The organism is Kiloniella antarctica, from assembly GCF_042682825.1.
Taxonomy (GTDB): domain Bacteria; phylum Pseudomonadota; class Alphaproteobacteria; order Kiloniellales; family Kiloniellaceae; genus Kiloniella; species Kiloniella antarctica.
In genome coordinates this window covers 332079-354654 of sequence record NZ_JBHUII010000013.1, presented here as the reverse complement: position 1 = coordinate 354654, position 22576 = coordinate 332079, and the positions used below count along the sequence as shown (strand labels likewise).

Below are 22576 nucleotides of genomic sequence, written 5' to 3'. Positions count from 1 at the left end.
GTTTTGTTGAAGTTTAACCGTTATTTTCCCAAGAAATGAGTTTTTCAATGATTCTTTCGTGGCGTTTATTGAAAGCTAGGACATCTAAAAAGGGGGCTGAATTATTAAGTGCTTCTTTTGTTCTGGCTTTGATATTTTGACGTAATGAAGGCATCGCTATTAATTCTAGTAAATGCTCTTTGTACTGTTCATCTGTATAACTTACACGTTCATCTAGATGTATAGCTTTGTTCATAGCTGCAGCTTGCATGGTTCTTTGTGTTCTTCCCGACTTTATAACGGTTGGTAAGCCTGCAATAAAGGCATCAAGGATCGATGTGGCGCCTGAAAAGGGGAAGGAGTCGACGTAAATATCACCCATCTTTAATATAGCATTTATTTCGTAATAATGTTTTCGGGGAGGTAATATATAAATTCTTTTAGGATCAACTTTTAGTGTTGAACACAACATGAATAAATATTCTTCAAATAACCTATGGGAGTATCGATCTGTCCATAGGGGGTTATAAGGAAATAATATTAGGGTAGTGTCGCTACTTTTTTTGAGGACCTCAAGCCAAAGGGTTATAACTTCTCTAGAGAGTTTTCCCATGCTACTGCCGTTAATGAGTACGGTATGATTTTGGGGGATGTTAAGGCTTTTTCTTGTGATTTCTATTGTAACATTCTGCCTACGCCCACTGTAATCGAAGCAATGATTACTTCCGGGTTCTATAATTAGCGTTTCTGTAAACTGTTCTTCTGGTTTTGGGGGCTCCATAGAGGGCGATGATATCATGTAATCTATGTGTGATAAGCCAGATGTCTGTGGGCTAGTTGCGGTGGTTAAGAATTGTTTTTTCGCTAATCTATACGGTGCAAGAGTATTCTCAAAATTCAAAAAATAGTTGGACGGTACACTCGATAATGAAAGTAAATCAAGATTGTAGCTGCGAATTTGTGCAACACAGTTCTTGGTAGCCAAATTTCGATTGTCTTCATGCTCTAAAGGGTAAAAATTATCGCACTCCAAAGGGATGATGTGATCAAAATAAGAGCAAAAATGTTGTTCAAATTTTTTGTCACTTTGAGGAGATGTGGGGATTTTAAATAAAAATTTTTCATATTTTTTGGGATCGAGAGCTCTGAAATGAGACAGCCAAATACTTGTCTCAGGAGTAGGCTGTATTCTTGTTATTATAAGGCCAATAGACGTTTTCGTTTTATTTCTTTTAGTTGTGCGGAATTCGTGAATTAGCGTGGGGAGTTGAGGGTGTCGGGATTGGATGTATAATTCAATTATTTCCCCTCTCAATTTATATAAATTTTTTAAATTACGATCGGTTACGTTAACTCCAATAAAAATAGTAGTACACCATTTGAGTATATGGTTTCTTTTCTGCTTATCTGAGGTGGTTTCCAGAAATTTTTTTATATGAGCTAAGATCCACTCGTAGTAATCCTGTAGCTGATTGGCTTCATCATTTGCAAAAAGCATTTGTGGATAATTTAGTAAAAATACGATGTATGGCTGTAAAGCTTGGTACGTTATATTTTCAAAGTCAGTAACGAGTTTTATTTTGTTGTTACTGAAAAGATGATGTGGATAGTAAAAAAGGCCAAGGATTAAAAGGAGTTTGGTTTTTTCCTCGTGATCAGCGCTTTTATGATATCTTTGAATAATGTCGTTAAGTAATCTTTTTTCTTCTTTTGTGGGTAAAAAAATGGTGGTGAGTAAATAAGATTTGAAGCGATACCAATAACAAGGAAGTTGTTGTGAGCTAACAGCGTGACCATTAATTTCTAGATTGATTTCAGATATGGAAATCAGGCCCCAGCGCTTAGCTATTTCTAAGCGTTCTGAACGCCATTTTTTTGTATTGTAGTCACTAATATTCCATCTGTTTTTATGTTTTTCGTAGAGCGTTAGTAATTGGTCAGCCATCAGATTTTCTCGTAATTGTTGATTATGTCGTCATAAATAGCGTGAGCCGGAGTTTTATGATAATCCAAAATTTGAAAACTCCAGGCCTATGTTTGGGAAGAGGACTCTGGGAGTTTTGTTGATGAAGTGTCATAAAACAAAAAAACTGTATTAGCATAGTATGTTTTAATTTAGAATGTATTATCAATTGATTAGGTATCATGTCATAATCAATTGACGTATGTATATAGAGATTTAACTTTAGGTATTACAAGTATGAGATTGGGGATGTTTTCTACCTATTTCATACTTCGGTGTGACGACCATGATTGTTGAGGTGGGGCTTGATTTATCCAATAATTCTTTCAGGTGGTTCCGGTAGCCGTCTTTGGCCAATTTCTCGTGTCAGTCGCCCGAAGCAATTTTTATCACTTTATTCTAAAAAACCATTGATAATTGATACTGCTGAGAGAGTAAACCATCCTGAATTTTATGCGCCGACTGTTGTGTGTAATGTGGATCATCGTTTCTTAGTTGGTGAAAGTTTTGCCGAAGCGGGCATAGTTCCTCGGGGAATTTTACTCGAACCCGTAGCACGTAGTACAGCAGCTGCAATTTTGTCGGCAGTATATTCTATTTTTCGCGATGATGCCGACGCGACTATTTTGGTTATGCCATCGGACCACTCGATTGAAAATCATGAATCCCTTTTTAAGGCGTTGAAGGATACGACGTCGACAGCTGAGCTAGGTAAGATTATTACGTTTGGAATTCAGGCAATAAGCCCTGAGATTGGATATGGATACATAGAGGCAGGTGAGCCTCTCAATGTTGAGGGAAATGTAAAATCAGTTACTCGATTTCATGAAAAGCCTGATGTGAAAACTGCAACAGAATATCTAGAGACAGGACGATATAGTTGGAACTCAGGTATTTTTATGTTCAAGGCAGAGGCACTTTTTCGAATTGTTGATGCTATAGATTCTGAGTTTATAAAAAATGTTATTCACTCCGTAGAGAAATCAGTTTCAGATTTAGATTTCATTCGACTCGATAACAGTTCGTTTTCTGCTTTGCCGAACTCATCCTTTGATGTTGCTGTAATGGAGAAAACGACTGAAGCAGCCGTTGTGCAAGTGGACATGAATTGGAGTGATATTGGTTCTTGGCATTCTTTGTGGGGTGTTTCAAACAAAGATAGTAATGGAAATGTGAGTGTGGGCAACACTGCCATATTGGATTGTTCCGGCTCTCTTGCCTGGAATGATGATGGTGGTGTCACGGCACTGATTGGTGTTGAAGACTTGATAGTTGTGGTTAATGATGGATCAGTTCTTGTGACCACGCGCGATCAATCCGAAAAAGTGAAACTCTTAGTTGATCAATTGAAAGTAAGTGGTAGAGAGAGCTATTTACAAGCACGTACAATTTATCGCCCTTGGGGAAGTTATCGAACTTTAGATACTGGAAATGGGTATCTGGTTAAAAGGATTGTTGTGAAACCAGGCGCACGCCTATCGTTACAATATCATCATCACCGTGCCGAACACTGGGTGGTAGTTTCTGGCACAGCCAGAGTGACAAGTGGTGAAAATGTTTATGATCTCAAGCAAAACCAATCTACCTATTTACCTTTGGGAACAGTTCATCGTTTAGAGAACCAGGAGAAGGTGCCTTTGGTACTTATTGAGGTGCAAACGGGTGAAGTTCTAAGCGAAGATGACATTGTTCGGCTGGATGATATCTACGGGCGTAACGCTCATTTTGAGAATGGCATGATGTGACGGAACAAGACACTCTTACTCTTTCTGGGAAAAAAATCTGGGTTACAGGTCATACAGGTATGGTCGGCTCTGCTATTGTACGTCGGCTTTTAAGTGAAAAATGCAATATTTTAACGGTTGCGCATGGAAGCGTCGATTTGACTCGACAAGAAGAAGTTGAAAACTGGATTGTTGATAATAAGCCAGACATAGTAATTGTTGCCGCGGCCAAAGTTGGTGGTATTCATGCAAACAGTAAGTTACCAGCAGAGTTTCTGTATAATAACTTGATGATTGAAGCAAATATCATCCATGCGTCTCATCGTGTGGGGGTGGAAAAGTTACTTTTTCTAGGGTCATCATGTATTTACCCCCGCAATACAAGCCAACCTATTAAAGAAGAACAGCTTTTAGCGGGTCCATTAGAGGCAACTAACGAATATTATGCTCTGGCAAAGATAGCTGGTATTAAGTTGTGTCAAGCTTATCGTGCCCAATATGGCGATAATTTCATCTCGATAATGCCTTGTAATTTGTATGGACCAAATGATAATTTTCATCCTGAATATAGTCATGTTCCCGCAGGATTATTGAAGCGTTTTCACGAAGCAAAATTACTAAATTCGCCCTCCGTAACAGTCTGGGGTTCTGGAGCACCCCTCAGAGAATTCCTTCATGTTGATGCGATGTCTGATGCGAGTGTTTTTATTTTGAAGCACTATTCGGGGAAGGGGCATCTCAATGTCGGTTGTGGGCAAGACATTAGTATAGCTGATTTTGCTGACAAGATTAAAAGAATTGTTGGGTATCGTGGTCAAATCACTTTCGACACTACTCGTCCAGACGGCACACTCCGTAAATTACTTGATATTTCAAAATTGAGGAACCTTGGTTGGGAGACTAAGGTTGATTTGGATACTGGGATTGAGGCGTATTACAAGTGGTTTTTAAATAATCAAAATAGTATTAAACAATGAGAGTTCAGAGGGATTTAATGTGAGTAAAAGAGCACTTATAACAGGTGTTACAGGGCAAGATGGTGCTTATCTATCTGAACTTCTGCTTACTAAGGGTTATGAGGTTCATGGTATCAAACGACGGTCTTCATCGTTTAATACTGGACGAGTTGACCATATATACCAAGACCCTCATGTCTCAAATAACAATTTTCATCTGCATTATGGCGATATGACTGATGCGACAAATTTAATTCGCTTGATTCAAGAAATTCAACCAGATGAAATTTATAATCTCGCTGCTCAAAGTCATGTTCAAGTTAGCTTTGAAACACCTGAGTATACTGCAAATTCAGATGGGATGGGGGCTCTTCGACTTCTTGAAGCCATGAGAATTTTAAATCTTGAAGAGACCCGGTTTTATCAGGCTTCGACTTCCGAATTGTATGGTAAAGTACAGGAAATACCTCAGAATGAAACTACTCCTTTTTATCCGAGATCACCGTATGCGGCAGCTAAACTCTATGCTTATTGGATAACGATCAACTATCGTGAGGCATATGGTTTACACGCTTCGAATGGAATTTTGTTCAATCATGAAAGTCCTATTCGAGGGGAAACTTTTGTAACCCGTAAGATAACGATGGCCGTTGCTGCAATTAAAAAAGGTAATCAGGATTGTTTGTATCTTGGAAACTTGGAAGCCAAAAGAGACTGGGGGCATGCAAAGGATTATGTCGAGGGAATGTGGCGTATTTTACAGCAGGATAGTGCCGATGATTATGTTCTTGCTACGGGGGAGGCGCACTCTGTTCGGGAGTTCGTCGAATTAGCTTTCTCTGAAGTTGGGTATAAGATCGAATGGCAAGGCGAAGGAATAGAAGAATTGGGCATCGAAGCAAATAGTGGCCGTGTTATGGTTAAAATTGATTCTCGTTACTTTCGCCCAACTGAAGTGGAACTTCTCCTAGGTGACCCAAGTAAGGCACAGAGAGTTCTCGGGTGGCAACACACAACATCTTTTGCTGATTTAGTATCTGAAATGGTTCGTGCTGACCTATTATCAAGTTAGATAAGTACTCTTGGGTGAGAGCAAAACAAATGATTAAACGTAAAGGTATCACGTAAATTTAATGGATAGCATAAGGATTATAGCTGAAATTGGAATTAACCATTCAGGTTCGGTTCAAATTGCGCGCCAGTTAATTGATGCTGCGGCAAATGCTGGTGTATGGGGTGTCAAATTTCAATACCGCAACTTATCTAATGCCTATGCAGAAGTGGAGCGGGAAATTGGTGATGAAATTGTACTGGAAGAAATTCATAAAAATTACCTTAATCCGGTTCAGATTGAAAATCTGTCAAATTATGCAAAGTCCATTAATATTGCTCCAGGTATTAGTTTTTTTTCACTAGAGGATACAGAAGATTTTTCTGATAAAATCGAATGCTTTGAGTTTTTTAAAGTTCCTTCGGTAGAGTTTTCAAACCTAAAGTTAATCAGACACCTTGAGACGTTTCTAAAACCGTGCTTTATCTCTACGGGCGCTTGTGAAGAAGTCGCGATTGAAAATATTTTACCACAGCTGGATCAAGAAATATGGGTGCCGCTTCATTGTGTTTCAAATTATCCAGTGAATTTGTCGAATAGTAAGCTTGGTTATCTATCCTATCTTAAAGAAAATTGGGATGGAGATATTGGGTATTCTAGTCATGATGAATACTGGGAATCATGCCTATTGGCGATTCAGCTGGGAGCGAAAGTTATTGAGCGACACATAACTTTGGATAAGGCTGCTGATGGGTTAGATCACACGTCCAGTTCTACACCTGATGAATTTGTAAAGTTAGTGCAGTTTGCGGAAAATATGAGCTTGTTAGGAGCTGGTTACGGACCTCGAGTTCCTAATCAGGGAGAATTATTGAATCTCCAAAATCTTGGACGCTCTTATTATGTTAAATCTGATGTGGAGGAGGGGGCTATTCTGCGTCCTGAAAATGTTTTACTGCGTTCTCCCAGAACAGGATTGGGCCAAGAAGAAGCTCAGCATATATTTGGAATGCCTGCTATTAGGCATATAAAAGCCGGATCTGTACTTGATCGATCTGTAGTTGAAGCTCCTGCGGTTGTTTCTGAAAAAGTGCTTCAGTTCGCATGTGATAATTCAATATCGTTGCCAGTACGGTTTCATGATTTGAATAAGATTGAAACACTCTACCCTATTGGTCGATATGAATTTCACCTTTCATTTGGTGACATGGAACATGTAATTAACTGCTCTTCTTTCTCTCCTAAAAATAAATATAGTATTCACTTACCTGATTACATTAGTTCAACGCAGTTGGTGGATACGTTTTCCTCTGATGAAAGCCAGCGAGAGGCAAGTATTAAAACCTTAGATCGTACAGTAGATTTTTCGAAAGCCCTACAAGATCATACCGGCAATGAAGTGTTGGTCGTAGGTAGCTTCTCTGTAGTTAACACAACATTGCAAGAGTTCTATCACCTGCATAGTGAATTGTTCCAAGGGTATCGAGACCAGGGGGTTGTCATTATACCGCAATGGCTTCCTCCTATCGCATGGTACTTTGGTGGTGCTGTTCGTTTGAAGGCGATGAACAATATTTCTGATATTGAGTATTTGAAGTCTCTCTCTATCCCAATTTGTATGGATGTTTGCCATCTTGCAATGGGGGATACCGTTTTTGATTTCAAAGCTAAAGATGTTATTCAGAAACTAGAGTCAAATATCCGCCATATCCATATTGCTGATGCAATTGGCTATGATGGAGAAGGCGTTGCTTTAGGTGAAGGGGATCTCAAAAATCAGGAAGCTATTGATGCTGTCATGAAGTTTCAATGTGCTAAAGTCATTGAAGTTTGGCAGGGTCACTTAAATCATGGAGCGGGGTTTGCAAACGCACTGAACTCTCTATATGAGCGATATAATGGTAAATAAGAAGGCTGTAAAAACGGCTCTTGTTTTGGGCATTTCTGGGCAAGATGGCTCTCTCTTGGCGACATCTCTTTTAAAAGAGGGGTGGCGAGTTGTCGGGGGGACACGACGAGGAATAGTAAACAAATATTGGAGACTTGATGAACTAGGTATATTTGATCAGGTTGAATTAGTGAACATCAACCTTCAAGAGCCACATATGGTTTTAGATATTGTTAGGGAATTACAACCTAATCATATTTACCACCTTGCAGGAGAAAGTTTTGTTGAAGATTCATTTCATCTTCCTCGGGTAACGATGGAAGCCAATTATTTTGGAACTTTGAACCTACTTGAAGCTATTCGTACATCATCTTCTGAAACTCGATTGTTTTTTGCATCCAGCTCGGAAGTGTTTGGTTCGACCGTTTCTAAGGAAGCTCTTGATGAAAAGACTCCTTTTCGACCGATTAATCCATATGGCATATCAAAGTTGGCAGCTCAGCAGCTGGTTGAGATTTACCGTGAGCGCTATGGTCTTTATGCTTTGAGCGGAATTATGTTTAACCACGAAGGACCAATGCGTGCTCGAAATTTTGTAACTCGTAAGATTAGCTTTAATCTTGCAAGGTTGAAAATGGAGGGTGGAACTCCGATGCAATTGGGAAATTTTGACGCTGCGAGAGATTGGGGATTAGCGTCTGACTACACAATGGTCATGCCAGAAGTTCTCGAATTGAAGGAAGCACAAGATTTTGTATTTGCAACGGGTAAGTTGAGCACGGTTAGAGAGTTTCTTTCATTAGCAGCAGAAGCAGTTGGTTTCGTTCCTGTGTTCGAGGGGAAAGGATTATTTTCTGTGTGTCTGGACCGAAGTTCAGGTTTAAAACTTGCAGAAGTGTCGGAAAAATATTTCAGGAATTTTGATACTCCTCCTCATAAAGGTAGCCCTGCTCGATTGTTGAAAATGACAAAATTTTCTGGATCTCATGATGTCAGTGTTATCGCTACACAAATGATTGAGGCAGACTTGCATCGAAGAAAAATTGGACATGTGGATGTTTAACGATATTAAAGAACGCCTTGAAGGGTGTATATATACTATATTCACCCCCTTTAATGATGATCACTCGATAGACTACAGCTCATTGGAACGGTATCTACATCATATATACCGGACTGGTGGGCGCAAGTTTTATGCAATGGCATATAATTCACGTTATTCACAATTAACACATAAGGAAATTATGGAGTTAAATGCTTTTTGTATCCGAGAGGTCAAGAAATTAAACAAGAATAATATTGTTATTGTGGGAGATCCGATACACTGCTCTACAGCGGAAACGATAGAGTTTACGCGCCACGCTAAAGAAGAGGGTGCAGATTTAATATCACTTTTGGTTCGTGAGAAATATTTTTCTGATGAACAAATTTTGGAGCATTATGCTGAGGTTGGTCGTGTTACTGAGATGGGAATACTTGTACATGAGATGCCTTTCCTTTCTGGGGCTGATGGAACACAAATACACTGGCCTAAATCTTTGTTTCAATCACTACCCAAGATTCCTCAAATCGTGGCCTTGAAGGAAGATGCTAAAGATTTTGAAATGACTTGTGTGGCTTTGGAGCTGGAACCCAAAATTCGTATTGTCATTGCAGGACGCAAATCGGTATTCATGGATTATAAGCCATATGGTGCAAAGGCTTATTTGAACGGGATCTCTATGATTGATGCACGTATAGGTGAGGCTTTTTGGAAAGCTTATAAGTCGAATGATAAAACTTCACTCGATTTTATACTTAAAAATATTGAGGGTCCATTCTTTGATGAGTGTGCTGCGAAGTATGGCTGGCATCGAACGAACAAAGCACTGCTTCAAGCTGCGGGACTTATGCATCGAAGAGATCGGATGCCAATGCCTCATCTTAATGAAGACGAGTTTCTTGAAATTGATGCGGTTTATAAAAAGACAATTAGTGCAGTTGAGGAGTTTTTTGCGAAGTGACAATGACCGCATTTGTACCCGCGCGCTCAGGCTCTAAGAGATTGGTGGGTAAAAATATTAAACTTCTCGCTGGTAAACCCTTGGTTTTTTGGACTTTAGAGCCTCTAATGTTATCTAAAAAAGTAGATCGCGTTATTTTCTCTACTGATTCACTCGATTACTGGGAGATAGTAAAAACGCACTTTGATAGTAATAAATTGACCCTTGATTATCGTTTGCCTGAAGAAGCAGGCGATAATGTGAAAATCTTTGATTACATAGTTACCAAAAGGGAAAAAATTTTCAAATCAAGTGATGAAGTTTTTATCCTTACTTTGCCGACAGTACCATTTCGAACATTGAAACATATTGATGAAGCTTATGAGCTATACTGTATGACACAGTCACCAATTTTTTCGGCTACCGAATATGGTTTCCCTATTTCTTTTGCTTTCACTGTTAATAGAGGAGGTCGGTGGACGCCGATGTACGATGCTTCTCCTTTGGTGACGGGAAATACGAGAAGTCAAGATCAACAGGTTGTTTATCATCCAAATGGGGCAATTTACATACGAGAAATAGCTGACCTTGCGGATAAAAATTTGAAAACACTATACATGGGTGCGAGCCCTTATCTTATGGACCGCACTGCATCAATTGATATTGATAATGAAACAGACTTTGTCATTGCTTCTGCAATAGCTGAAGCAGGTTTGGCGGGATGAAATGCCGAGGGGTATTGATTTTAAAGGTGCACTCAAACGGATAGAGTTTTTTGAAAAATCTGTCGATGTTACAAAGATTAAGTATGAAGGCGTTACCATTTGGCCTTTGATGCGGTCACATGTAGTCCGGTTCTGGCTGGCCGGAGGGCATCAGAACTCTGTCCAAGGTGAGAAAACGAAACAGCAACCTAAACGTAAACTTTCAAATACCTTGCGTTTGTGGATAAAGATGAAAGAGAGGGCTAAGCATTTAGTAGCCCGCTGTCACCTTATTTACTCTGGACGTAATAAAATTTGGTTTATACCGGGGCCTCTTGGGCATGCAGAATTTTCTCAACAGGGGTATTATGACAAGTTCGTTGATGCCGTAAGCTTCGTAACAAAAAGAGAAGATTTCTTTAAGCTGCTCTTACATGGTGATGAGAGGCGCCATCACTATGCTATGCCAGCTTACAATTACAGCCTCCGCCACCTAATCTATCGTGCTTCGTGTGACATGTCTAAGATACCTTTTAAATTGAACGATTTTGAGGACGGATATAAGGTTGAGGCGCTTCTTCCTTACGGAAAAGAAGATGTTATTAAGGCGCTTAGTACTGATTTGATTCATTTAATGACCTTCGCAAATGATTTTACAATTGTGTTACGTAAGGCAAAACCAAAAGCTATATTTATAGTCTGTTATGAATCTATCATTAGTATGGCAATGATCTTAGCTGCTCGGCGTGTGGGAGTACCTGTTATTGACGTACAACACGGCAAGCAGGGAAAGTACAATGTAAATTATACCCATTTTACACATTTACCCAAAAATGGATGGGATTTATTGCCTAACTATTTTTGGTGTTGGGGAGAACAGTCTGCAAAAAATATTTCGCGCCATATGCCAGCGAGTAGAACAACACATTTTCCTTATGTGATCGGGTATCTTTGGGTAGCATTGTGGAAAAATGGCGAACCGATAAAAATCACAGAAAAACATCAAGTATTTATTGAAGAATTAAAAGTTATTCAAAAAAAAATCCTTGTAACATTACAGCCTCTATCTGACCCTTTACCGGAAATTTTGTTACGTACAATGGAAAATTCTCCTCCTGACTGGCTTTGGCTCATTAGAATGCACCCCAATATGTTATTAGATTGTAATCAGGTAATTAATAGGCTTGATGAGGTTGCAAAAGGAAAGTTTGAAGTGACGATATCAAGTGAAATACCTCTTTATCCTCTTTTAAAAGCTGTGGATCACCATGTTACGGCCTGGTCAAGCGTTGCCTATGAAGCACTAGAGTTTGGTGTTTCGACTACCATAATTGATGAAACTGGGTTGGATCTTTATTCTAATGAAATTGAAAATCAGCTGTTTTTGTATGCAGATACAAAGCAACAACTGCTTAATACGATAGAACAGCTCACTATAAAAAAATCGATTATTTCAAACGGATATATCAAAAGTAATTTAAGCGAAGTAACCTCGTCATTGGAGAGGTTTATTACAAAAATTCTTGATAAATAGTAATAATTTTGTATGAGAGATTGTTCTCAAAGAGTGCAATTTTTGCTATATTTTAAATGCCCTGACTTCCACTTGATACCATGATCTTTCTAAACGCCCGTATATTCGGCATGCGATATTAAAAATAGGCCATCCAAAGCGGGCGATTTTTTGATATTTTGGAGGCCATTTATGAATATAAGGTTTTGAAAATTCAACGTTATATCCTGCTTCCGTAAATAGATTTCCTAAGTTCTGAGGACTCCAGCTAAATAAATGGTAGTTTATGTCTTTTGGGTTGTATTCATAACTTATTGAATCACAAGGGACTACAAAGTGGATTGCACCTCCTTTTTTTAATAGCAGATTTAAGTCTTTAAGTTCCTGAAGCGGGTTCAATGTATGCTCTAGAGCATTATTTGATATAATGATATCAGCAAACTCGGTGCCCAAAACTTCACAGGCTTCTTTTGGGGAGTAAAAATGTTGGATATCGAAATCTTTTATAGAATTAGTGGCAGCTAAATTAGGCTCAATGCCAATTTTGTTTTTACACGCAAGATTGTTAAGAAGAAATCCACCGCCACATCCAAAATCAATCACTGTATCTGTCGTCGAAATGAATTTTTTGAATTTATAAGAATTTGCCCATCCTCCGAACATACCGATCTCTTTTTGCCAATTGTAATATTGGATATCGTAATGTGTGCTTACGGTTTTTTTTTCAAAACTTTGTTTAGATCGCATGATAGTTTTCAATAAGTTGTTGGATAAATAATATTTTCTATTTTGACAGAGCAAAAATTGTACAAGGTCGTTCTCGGTTTTAGAGTGATTACTTTACTTTTTATGTCAATTCTTTTGTCATGGCTCTTAACCATGTTTCGAGTATCAATGCTTTGAAAGAAGCCGGAATTACGGAATTAAGTGGTTGTTCTCCTTTAGCCAAATCTTTTGCGCCCTCTGAATTTAGTATGCCATGCTGAGTGAGTAAGCCATCTTCCAAAAGGTGTCCCCATGTCTTGAATAATTGCTTTTGCCAACTATGAGTGGGAGGGCTAAATCCTTTTTTTGGTCTATTCATGACAGTTTGGGGGAGTAAGTCCTGAACAGCTTCACGAAGCCATGCTTTTGGGGGTAAATTTAGGTCGGATTGTGTTTTTCTAAGGCCGATAGCGGTTTCTACAAGACGATAATCAATTAGAGGTAACCTTAATTCAACCGAAGACGCCATGCTAAGTCGATCACTTTGAGCAATACCATTCTGGCGTAAATATGTATCACATATCATCTTTGTCGTCATGATATCTATATTTTCCCAGGGAAATTTTATTTTGTATGGTTCGCGAGGATCTGCAGATGCCCCAAGTTCTTTAATTTTGTTTTTAAATCTTGATGTGTAGGGGATTTTATTTCCATCATGGAAAAAGGGAAATTTGTCCATGAAATAGGGGTATATAGTATCAATTTCATCGTTGCTTATCGGGGACGTGTTGAATTTTTTGAGACGTAAATGATTTTCTTTTGCAGTCTCTTTTAACCAAGGGTAGCCCCAAAACAATTCATCTGCACCCTGACCTTGATACATTACTGATATATCGTTTTGTTTTGCGGCGAGCATTACTTGGTAATAACCCCAACTGGCTATATCAGCAATTGGATCGTCACGATAACTTGCTAATTTGAGGAAGTTGGCAGACATTTCGTCCTCATTTAGTTCGACCTCTTGAAAGGGGATGTTAAGATGCTTTGCTAGAAAACGTGCATCATCTCGTTCATCACAAGGAGGGCGACCTTCATAACCGACTGAAAACGCTGTTAAGGAGCCAGGGCTTTCTTTTGCAATTAAAGCTGCGACCAAGCTTGAGTCTAGCCCTCCACTCAAGGCAATCCCTACAGGAACGTCTGAACGTACCACGAGTTGTGAAATTTCGTTTAATACTTCGCGGATTTTTAATGCTGGGTTTCCATCAATTGCTGGTGCATCTTCTATATTCCACCATTTTTTCTCGGTTATTTTCCAGTCGTTTATATTTATGGATAACACACTCCCCGCAGGAAGTTTTCTTATGTTACGAATCGGAGATAAGGGATCAGGAACATAACCGTAATGAAAGTACCAATATATTGCTTTTTCATCTAGAAGAAGGGGGATTTTGCCACTTTTGAGTAATGATTTGAGCTCAGAAGAAAATATTATCTCTTCTTTGTCTTGGAAGATGTATAAGGGTTTTTCACCCATCCTATCTCTGGCTAAGTATGCTATTCCCTTGCGGGCGTCAAAAAGAGCAAAAGCGAACATGCCACGGAGATCATGTAGACAATCAATCCCCTTCTCTTCATAAAGGTGCAAGATTACTTCGCAATCGCTTTTACTTTTAAAAACATGTCCTCGCTGTATAAGTTTTTCTCGTAACTCAATGAAATTATATATTTCTCCGTTGGCAACGAGAATAAGGTCTTTGTTTTCATTGATGAAAGGTTGATGTCCGTTATCGATGTCGATTATTGCGAGCCTACGCATAGCAAACATAAGCTTTGAATTACTAGTTTTCCAACTGCCTGCACCATCTGGACCTCGGTGATAAAGGCTATCTTGCATTTTTTGAACTATTGTTTGTAGTTCATGCTGATGAGTCGCGCTTATATAACCAGCTATACCGCACATTTTGACTTATATTTCTCCATTTAAAACTTTATAATTTTGTTCAGTTATATAATTCTCGTCTGGCTCAATAAAAATCGATTTTATTTTAGAAAACTAAGTTTGACCTCATGCATGGCTATAGATTGTACGTTGCCATAATATTTGCGTTTGTACCTTTTATATATTAATGTCAATGACATAGGAAGGATGTTTTTATAGTATTTGCGTTAAGTGGAACGTTTAACTGGGACTTGTTATGACAATTAAAGTTGTTCACCTCAATCGCTGGGATATAAAGGGGGGGGCAGCCATTGCGGCTTATCGCCAACACAAGGCTCTCCAACAAGTTGGTTTGAAATCTCAGATGTATGTCGCTGAAAAGTTATGTGATGATGAGAGTGTCCTGGAATTAGATATTGATGCTTTAACTTCATTTGATATTACTCACAGAGAAGTTATTCGTGATAAGGCAAAAGAAATTACTTCAAAACATGCAGGTGCAATTAGATCTGATCTGGGACCTTTTACTCTCCCATTTGCTCCATTCGGACCGCGGATGATTGCTCAATTGCCTGAGGCAGACATTATAAACCTTCACTGGGTGTGCGGTTTTGTTGATTATCAAGAATTCTTTTTTCATAAAAAAACAGCCGTTCCTATGATCTGGACATTACATGACATGTATCCATTTACTGGAGGCTGTCATTATGCTGGCGCTTGTGAGAAATTTATCAACGAATGTGGAGCTTGCCCGTACATTTCTTCGGAAAACCAAGATGATATGTCTCGGTTTATTCATAAGACAAAACATGACGCGATGTCATCAACAGCTTATCCAATAACAATTGTTACACCAAGTAAATGGTTGGCGAAAGAGGCCAGGCGAAGTCGGATTTTTGGTGATATGGATATAAAAGTTATTCCGTATAGCTTAAATTTAGATCAATTTAAGCCACGGCCTCAGCGGGCAATGCGTGAATACCTTGATTTACCTAAAGATAAGGTAATTGGTTTTTTTCCTTCTGATCATCTCTCAGACCCTCGAAAAGGAATAATTTATCTTGAAGAGGCTTTAAAGTGTCTTACGCCAGAACAAGCGGCGAACATGTTGCTTGTTTCGGTTGGGAATTCGGAAAGGAAGTTAAGCGGATTAGTCGAACAACGCTCCTTATCGTTTATAAGTGATCCTGAGATAATGAGTAAAATCTATAATGCATCTGATTTTACCTTTCTGCCTTCTCTCGAAGATAATCTACCAAATATAATCCTTGAATCGATGGCAAGTGGTACACCTTTAATCGGGTTTGACACAGGAGGTCTGCCAGATTTTATTAAAAATGGAGAGACGGGATGGATCGTACCTAAGCGAAATGTAAGCCAATTAGCGTCAGCAATTGACGATGCTTTATCGTTTCCAGAAAAGTTAATTGAGATGAGAAGGGTCGTTCGTAACGTTGCTGAAAGAGAATTCGCAATGAAAGTACAAGGTGAGCGTTACAAGGATCTCTACGAGCAGACCTTAGAAAATTACCATATAAGAGGTAATTCATGACGACTGTAATTGTCACCGGTGGTGCGGGTTATATTGGTAGTCATGCTGCTAAATTATTAGAGAAGGCTGGTTACAATCCAGTAGTTTATGATGATTTAAGTACAGGTCACGAATGGGCTGTAAAATGGGGACCTCTTGAGATCGGAAGTATTGGAGATTCTGAACGCCTTGTCGGAGTGATGGAAAGATACAAGCCAGACGCAGTATTTCATTTTGCGGCTCAATGTCTTGTTGGTGAATCTATGCAAAAGCCGCTTTCTTATTATAATAAGAATGTTGGCGAGACTATCACCTTGTTGCAGGCAATGAAACAGGCTCGGTGCCATAAGTTAATATTCTCTAGCTCTTGTGCGACATTTGGCGAGCCTGAGGTTGATCTAATAACTGAAGATACTATACAACAGCCAATCAATCCTTATGGTAGATCAAAATTAATGATCGAAACCATATTAGCAGATGCGGAAAAGGAATTTCCGCTGAACTCTGTGATCTTGCGTTATTTTAATGCAGCTGGGGGAGATCCGGAAGCGGCAATCGGAGAGGCGCATGATCCTGAAACCCATATTATACCAATTATTCTCCAGTGCGCGCTTGGTACGCGGGATAAAGTGAACATTTATGGTGATGACTATTTGACCCCAGATGGCACTTGTATTCGAGACTATATTCACGTGACTGATTTGGCCGAAGCACACCTACTGGCTTTGAAGTGGTTGGAGGCAGGAAAAGGTTCAGAACATTTTAATCTTGGTGGTGGTAACGGGTATTCAGTTTATGACGTAATTGAAGCTTGTCGAAAAATAACGGGACATTTAATCCCAACGCAAATTTGCCCCCGCCGTGAAGGGGACCCATCAAAATTAATTGCCTCAGTAGCTAAGGCGAAGAAGTCTTTATGCTGGTCACCAAAAATGAGTGACATTTCTACAATAGTGGCTGACGCTTGGCGTTGGGCTCAGAAATCTTCAGCGTAAGGAGTGGATGTGGTTTTTAAGGGTTCAATAAAAGAGATCATCTTGCAAATAAGAACTGTCGTAGATACCTATCCGAGGCGTTTGCCTGGAAGTGTAATCTGTGATGGAGTAACACTTGAATATGTTGATTTACATAGTTTTTATTATCAAGCATTCCAAATATTTGAAAAAGGGTTGTATCATTTTGATACAAAAAATCATTCTCCTAGAATTATAGATTGTGGGGCGCATATTGGGTTGGCCACGTTATTTTTTCATATTAATTACCCTAATTCGAGAGTAACAAGTTTTGAAGCAGACCCCAAAATATTCACAATACTTCAAAATAATTTAACTGCGCTTGGTCTTGAACAAGAGATTGCTAGCCAAAAAGCAGTGTGGATTACAAATGATGACATAAATTTCAATATGACGTCTGATGATTCAGGTTTTGTCAGTGAAGAAGGTGTCACTGTGCCTTCGGTGAGGCTTCATGATATTTTAGAAACAGAGGAAAGAGTTGACTTACTCAAAATGGATATTGAAGGGGCTGAATTTAATGTAATATCAGATTGCTCTGACATGCTACATAAGGTGGATAGATTGATTGTTGAAGCCCACGTCCTCAGTGATTCAATCAAATGTCCATCCCTATTAGGGCAGATGCTTGCTACTTTAGAAAATATTGGGATGCAGTACGTGTTAGGTGATTTTCATTCTGCAACTTGGATTGAAGGGGGGAAGGTTCCGCCGTTTAAATTCATTACTACAGATCGATATATTTGCACTGTTTTCGCCTGGTGGAATTAACTTAATTAGAATTGAAAGTTGTGCCCAGTAGGGGATGGAGAGTTGGTGAATGAAATTTTTGGAATACATGTCTTTTTACTCTTCATATCTTGAAGAGTTATACGCCAGCAAACCATTGTTGAGCTCGACACCATTTCAAAATCAGATGAATGTGCTTGAAGCGGACGCATTCTCTGGGGGGCACTTGTTTGCTCCAGCGATGAAACAACATGGATATGATAATACTTTTGCCGTGGTTAATTGCAAGCAAGCCCAAAATGCTTGGGCAAGAGAAAATAAAATTCCAACAGAGCTGGCGACACGAAACCAAATTATTTGTAATCAGATAGATACGATACGCCCGGATGTTTTACACATTGCTGACCCTGTAGCATTAGATCCACGATTATTAAACGAGTGTAGCTGGAAGCCAAAGCTTGTGATGGCTTGGCGGGCAGCGCCAATTCCTGATGATGCTGACTGGAGTAATGTTGATTTGATGATTTCAACGCTTGGTGTTTGCCGTGAGAAAGCGATGAAACTTGGGGCTCGTTCAGTTCAAAAATTCTCACCAGCATTTCCTGAATTTGTTGCAAAAAAAATCGCAAATGAAATTAAGCAGTGGGATGTCGTGTTTGCAGGCCAAGTTGGTACATTACATAGAAAGAGACAGCAATTAATCCAGCACTTAATTGGGATGCCTGAGTTTCAAAGCAAGAATAGATCTTTAAGGTTGTATTTAGCAAATTGGACATCCGTTACTTTTGATGACGCAAAGTCCTTTATCAAGCCGGCAGTGTGGGGAATGGAGATGTTTCGTACCCTTAAGAAAGGACGTATCGTTGTTAATAACCATATTGATATGGCAGATAATATGGCTTCTAATATGCGAATATTTGAGACGTTGGGCGTTGGGAGTTTTTTACTTACCGAAGAAAGTGATGAATTAGCAGAGTTGTTTGAGCCTGGAGTAGAGGTCGAAACTTATTCTTGCCTTAGTGAGATGGAAGATAAAATACGTTACTATCTCAATCACCCAGAAAAACGGGAGGCAATTGCAAAACGGGGACAGGTGCGCTGCTTTAGGGATCATGGTCTCGTTGCTCGTTCACAAGAGTTAGATCTACTTATCAAGAATTATCTCTCTTAAGGTATTTGTAAAGGTTAATTAATTGATGTCGAACAATAAATAAGACACTGAATTGTCTTTACTTATTGTGATATAAGTGGGGCATTGAGCCATTTACCGAACTATGCTTTAGGTCAGGAGTTCTGTAATTACGTCCTCAGTAGATGGCACAATGTATAGTACTAAATATGGTATTAAAATTATAGTTTTTTGATTAACTCTCAAGCTACTCTGTTAATCTATTGTAGCTCAACTCAATACAAACGGTGTGATCAAGGTTACAGTATCGAATTGAAAGGGCAGAGTATTTTTTATATCTGAAGACTATTGCGTTTGAGATGTCATAGAGAAGGTGTCTTACCGATTAAAACTTACTATAGTTTTCGAGGGAAACATGTAATGGTAGAACATCTTTTTATGATCTGTCGTAGCCTTTAAGGCTTTTATTTTAGCTTTTAAAAATTGTTAGAACAAAAAATGACTTACAAAGACATCCACCAACATCATATAGAACATTGGGAGAATAGTGCCGCAGACGAAAGTCGTGCAGAAATACAAAAAAGTTGGTTTCGTGATGATACAGTGGACGTATGGCGAAATACACGTATGTATGATTCTGTTGATTGCTTTAACCATCGACCAGAGTTGAGCTTTCTAACTGTTGGTGATGGCCGTTTTGGTCTTGATGCAATACGTATTTCTCAAAAAGGATTTAACAACGTCACGGCGACAGATATTAGCGATGCTCTGCTGAGCCAGGCAAAGGAAAAGGGTCTTATTAGCAAATACTTAATTGAAAATGCAGAAAGCTTAAGTTTGCCGGATGATAGTTATGACGTTGTTTTTTGTAAGGAAAGTTATCATCATTTTCCACGTGCGCCATTGGCTTTATATGAAATGCTACGTGTTTGTAAGCTCGCAACGATTTTAATTGAGCCCAGAGATATTGATATTGGTACAATATGTATGTCATTTACCAAGACACTAAGACATCTTTTATCAATTATGCGTTTCAAGTTATTTCCTTCTTGGCAAAAAACACCGACAAATACAGAGCTTTATAGTGATGGAGCTAAGGCGGATTACGAAACCTCAGGCAATTATATATATTCTCTCTCTCCAAGAGAAGTCGAGAAAATTGCTTTGGGGAGTAACATGCCAGCCGTTGCATTTAAAGGAATAGGGGATTTCTACATTAAAGGTGGAGAATTTGCAGAGCTTGATTCTGCAATTGGAAAAGCAATTATGACTAAGATCGATAGTCAAGAAAAAGCATTTCGAGCGGGAAGCCGAGCCACTGCAATGTTGGCTTCTATAATCTTTAAGGTTATGCCTGATGAGGAAACTTGCATGCGGCTTGAAGCGGAAGGCTATTATGTTAAAAAGCTGCCTCGAAATCCGTATATCACATGATATAATTCTTAACGACGCTTTAGACATGTACAATCAAGGCAGTGGGGGAAATGATCTGAATTTTATAAAATTGGATTGTCCCTCTTTACATCATTACTATATTTTTGTTTTAAAAAGGCATATGTGGAAGGAGGAACGAGTTTTTTAATTTCATCAAACTTCAAATCTTTAAGTAATTTTCGTACTTCTGAGGCGCTAATCGCTTTATTTTTAAAATTTATTCTCGAAATTATATCAACGTCAATATCGTACATTTTTAATAGAGTACTCATTTGTTGATTGTATTGTTGTGTGATTTTACAGGTTGGTTCACTCCCAAGAAATATGGAAGTGATATTTAAGACAGGAGCAATATGCTCACAAAAATACCACGCTTCTTCAGATGCATCGGCAAGGGCGCCCACGTCCTCTTCTTTTGTGTAGTATTCTGGAAAGGTTAGATGTGTACAGATATATCTCCCCCCCCGTAATACCTTCACGTTTTTCAGATGTTTAACACTATCAATTACTAATCTTAATCGATCTTGAAACTTAAAGTATGACAAATCTTCCTCAATAACGAAGACATAGAGGTAATCGACTTGATTTGCAGCATATTCTAACAGATGCAAATGGCCCAGTGTTATTGGGTTACAGTTTACGCTTACGCTACCTCGAGTTCCTGTTCCGATAAATTCATTTTCTTTTATATAGCTACAGTATGCATCAATCCCCCCGCATTCAGTCGTAACCGTGGAGTTGCGATGTAATAAGTATTTCATGAGGTTCAAGAATGGTTCAGCATCTTCATATACCTTAATTTCTTTTGAGTGTTTCTTGATCTTTGGCTTCTTCACGTCCCATTTATTGTCGACTAGATACTGTGTAATGTGGTTGGCAGCGACTTTATTACCTTTCCAATTTAAGTGACTTTCATCATTAAATATTTCTCCATAAGAGTGGGGGCGTGAGAGCTCCAAATGTGTTTGTGGTAGGTTGGAAATTTCGTTGCTATCAAGCTTGGGAAAGCCATAAAAAATGACAATATCATTTGGACGAATGGTTTGTGTGAATAAATTAAGTACGACATTTGGAAGTAACGCGCCTCTTACACCGTGATTTTCAACACGAAATTTTTCCCCAAGATCTGTTTTCTGAATAATATTTTGCATGTAATTTGCAATGGTGTATTGATCCTCGCAACCTGTGCCATAGATATCAGATGTCCCAAACAAAAAGATGTTATTCTCGTAGTTAATAGAATGACCTTTGGTTACTCTTCGACCACTTTTTACATTAACGTATTGTGAGGTGTATTCTGAGACTAATAACTTAGTGCCTTTTAGAATATTTGATGGCCCAAATAAAATTTCCTTCCAGTATTGGGCGGAAAAATGGGATAACTCTTTATGCGATTTTTTGATATGGGGAGGAACGGATGAGAGCCATTCTTTTCTATCGATTTTACCAAGAGCTACTAGCTCTTCAGCTTTAACAATCTGGTCTTCTGATATTGATCTATTTCTTACGTTAACTATTCGGTCAACTGTGGCGAATAAAAAATAACCACCTTTTTTCTCAACATAAGCTTGAGCAAGTGAAATCATACTTGCATAACAATGGTCTACCAATATTGTGTTGAATATTGAGAGTTCGGACTTAAGTTCTTTGACCATATATGGAATAAAAAAAAGGTCACCAAAGTCTTTAGAATTAAGTTTATTAAAATTAGGAGCCTTCATTAAACTTTTTATCCAGGCGGAGTAAGATTCAGAATTTAATATGCTACAATCAAAAGAGGTGATGTTGCTTTTGGCAAGAGAATTTGCCTCTTTAATGTGGCCCAATTCTAATAAGATATTTAACTGAGCAATGAGCGAATTTGGATCATTTGGAAAAGTGGTGTGCATCTTTTTATATACATCTAAAGCACGGCTTTTTTGATTAATAGATAGGTATATATGTGCCAAATCTAAGTGGGCTTGTTTATCTTGGTCATTTTCAGCAATTAGTTGCTCTAGAATAGGTATGGCAATACGACTACCATAAGAGTGGGTTCCATTTTCATTGGGGGTTGACCCGTATCTTTCGAGGGAAAGATATTGGAATGGTTTGATGTTATTGGAATATTTTCTTTGGAAAGCCAATTCAATTTTATGATAATACATGGAAAGGTTGAACTTGGCTGTGAAAATAATATCAGCGAGTAATTGGGGGAGTATCAATGAGGAGTTGCTTTTATTTTTCAAATCAGAAGGAGAAGTTATTCTTTTTGAGGAGTTGGATGTATTTAGCACAGGTTCTCATTCCTTTTGTATTTTTAGTCTAAGTATTCGTGTCATACCTTATGTAAG

The 22576-nt window shown here is 38.7% G+C and carries 17 protein-coding genes; 13 read left to right on the top strand and 4 right to left on the bottom strand.

Annotation, left to right across the window (positions count from 1 at the left end):
- Nucleotides 1–13: 13 nt before the first annotated feature.
- Complete coding sequence (locus ACFSKO_RS20255) at nucleotides 14–1924, bottom strand: tetratricopeptide repeat protein (RefSeq protein ID WP_380255107.1); 1911 nt, start codon at nucleotides 1922–1924, stop codon at nucleotides 14–16.
- Between the two features lie 323 nt (nucleotides 1925–2247).
- On the opposite strand from ACFSKO_RS20255, the gene ACFSKO_RS20250 reads away from it, so the two are divergent.
- The 8 genes from ACFSKO_RS20250 (at nucleotide 2248) to ACFSKO_RS20215 (ending at nucleotide 11781) form a co-directional block, all read left to right on the top strand.
- Entirely contained in the window at nucleotides 2248–3687 is a 1440-nt protein-coding gene (locus ACFSKO_RS20250; protein WP_380255105.1) for a mannose-1-phosphate guanylyltransferase/mannose-6-phosphate isomerase, read from the top strand.
- The gene (locus ACFSKO_RS20245) at nucleotides 3684–4643 is read left to right on the top strand and encodes a GDP-L-fucose synthase family protein (RefSeq protein ID WP_380255103.1); all 960 of its coding nucleotides are present in this window, start codon (nucleotides 3684–3686) and stop codon (nucleotides 4641–4643) included. The genes ACFSKO_RS20250 and ACFSKO_RS20245 overlap by 4 nt, the downstream gene beginning before the upstream one ends.
- A 19-nt stretch (nucleotides 4644–4662) precedes the next feature.
- Complete coding sequence (gmd, locus tag ACFSKO_RS20240; RefSeq protein ID WP_380255101.1) at nucleotides 4663–5694, top strand: GDP-mannose 4,6-dehydratase; 1032 nt, start codon at nucleotides 4663–4665, stop codon at nucleotides 5692–5694.
- A 61-nt stretch (nucleotides 5695–5755) separates the two neighbouring features.
- Nucleotides 5756–7582: an N-acetylneuraminate synthase family protein gene (locus ACFSKO_RS20235; RefSeq protein ID WP_380255099.1), complete on the top strand. Its 1827-nt coding sequence runs from the start codon at nucleotides 5756–5758 to the stop codon at nucleotides 7580–7582.
- The gene (locus ACFSKO_RS20230) at nucleotides 7572–8624 is read left to right on the top strand and encodes a GDP-mannose 4,6-dehydratase (RefSeq protein ID WP_380255097.1); all 1053 of its coding nucleotides are present in this window, start codon (nucleotides 7572–7574) and stop codon (nucleotides 8622–8624) included. The genes ACFSKO_RS20235 and ACFSKO_RS20230 overlap by 11 nt, the downstream gene beginning before the upstream one ends.
- Nucleotides 8617–9564, top strand: coding sequence for a dihydrodipicolinate synthase family protein (locus ACFSKO_RS20225; RefSeq protein WP_380255095.1), 948 nt, complete (start codon nucleotides 8617–8619; stop codon nucleotides 9562–9564). Before ACFSKO_RS20230 ends, ACFSKO_RS20225 begins: the two co-directional genes overlap by 8 nt.
- A gap of 2 nt (nucleotides 9565–9566) precedes the next feature.
- Nucleotides 9567–10268 carry an acylneuraminate cytidylyltransferase family protein gene (locus ACFSKO_RS20220; RefSeq protein WP_380255423.1) on the top strand — a complete coding sequence of 234 codons (702 nt, stop codon included), beginning with the start codon at nucleotides 9567–9569 and terminating at the stop codon, nucleotides 10266–10268.
- A 1-nt stretch (nucleotide 10269) separates the two neighbouring features.
- Nucleotides 10270–11781 carry a hypothetical protein gene (locus tag ACFSKO_RS20215; RefSeq protein ID WP_380255093.1) on the top strand — a complete coding sequence of 504 codons (1512 nt, stop codon included), beginning with the start codon at nucleotides 10270–10272 and terminating at the stop codon, nucleotides 11779–11781.
- A gap of 45 nt (nucleotides 11782–11826) precedes the next feature.
- On the opposite strand, the gene ACFSKO_RS20210 is transcribed toward ACFSKO_RS20215, so the two are convergent.
- On the bottom strand, nucleotides 11827–12507 hold the full coding sequence (locus ACFSKO_RS20210; protein ID WP_380255091.1) for a methyltransferase domain-containing protein: 681 nt from the start codon (nucleotides 12505–12507) through the stop codon (nucleotides 11827–11829).
- A gap of 100 nt (nucleotides 12508–12607) precedes the next feature.
- Nucleotides 12608–14428, bottom strand: a complete 1821-nt coding sequence (asnB, locus tag ACFSKO_RS20205) for an asparagine synthase (glutamine-hydrolyzing) (RefSeq protein ID WP_380255089.1) — start codon at nucleotides 14426–14428, stop codon at nucleotides 12608–12610.
- Between the two features lie 235 nt (nucleotides 14429–14663).
- On the opposite strand from asnB, the gene ACFSKO_RS20200 reads away from it, so the two are divergent.
- The 5 genes from ACFSKO_RS20200 (at nucleotide 14664) to ACFSKO_RS20180 (ending at nucleotide 20243) form a co-directional block, all read left to right on the top strand.
- Nucleotides 14664–15959 (top strand): glycosyltransferase, encoded by a 1296-nt coding sequence (locus tag ACFSKO_RS20200; RefSeq protein WP_380255087.1) that lies wholly within the window; start codon nucleotides 14664–14666, stop codon nucleotides 15957–15959.
- The gene (galE, locus tag ACFSKO_RS20195; RefSeq protein ID WP_380255085.1) at nucleotides 15956–16933 is read left to right on the top strand and encodes a UDP-glucose 4-epimerase GalE; all 978 of its coding nucleotides are present in this window, start codon (nucleotides 15956–15958) and stop codon (nucleotides 16931–16933) included. The genes ACFSKO_RS20200 and galE overlap by 4 nt, the downstream gene beginning before the upstream one ends.
- 9 nt (nucleotides 16934–16942) lie before the next feature.
- On the top strand, nucleotides 16943–17722 hold the full coding sequence (locus ACFSKO_RS20190; protein WP_380255083.1) for an FkbM family methyltransferase: 780 nt from the start codon (nucleotides 16943–16945) through the stop codon (nucleotides 17720–17722).
- A gap of 49 nt (nucleotides 17723–17771) precedes the next feature.
- Nucleotides 17772–18851, top strand: coding sequence for a glycosyltransferase family protein (locus ACFSKO_RS20185; protein ID WP_380255081.1), 1080 nt, complete (start codon nucleotides 17772–17774; stop codon nucleotides 18849–18851).
- A 456-nt stretch (nucleotides 18852–19307) separates the two neighbouring features.
- Nucleotides 19308–20243, top strand: coding sequence for a class I SAM-dependent methyltransferase (locus ACFSKO_RS20180; protein WP_380255079.1), 936 nt, complete (start codon nucleotides 19308–19310; stop codon nucleotides 20241–20243).
- Between the two features lie 62 nt (nucleotides 20244–20305).
- Here ACFSKO_RS20180 and ACFSKO_RS20175 read toward each other — a convergent pair whose 3' ends face one another.
- Complete coding sequence (locus tag ACFSKO_RS20175; RefSeq protein ID WP_380255077.1) at nucleotides 20306–22519, bottom strand: hypothetical protein; 2214 nt, start codon at nucleotides 22517–22519, stop codon at nucleotides 20306–20308.
- Between the last annotated feature and the right edge of the window lie 57 nt (nucleotides 22520–22576).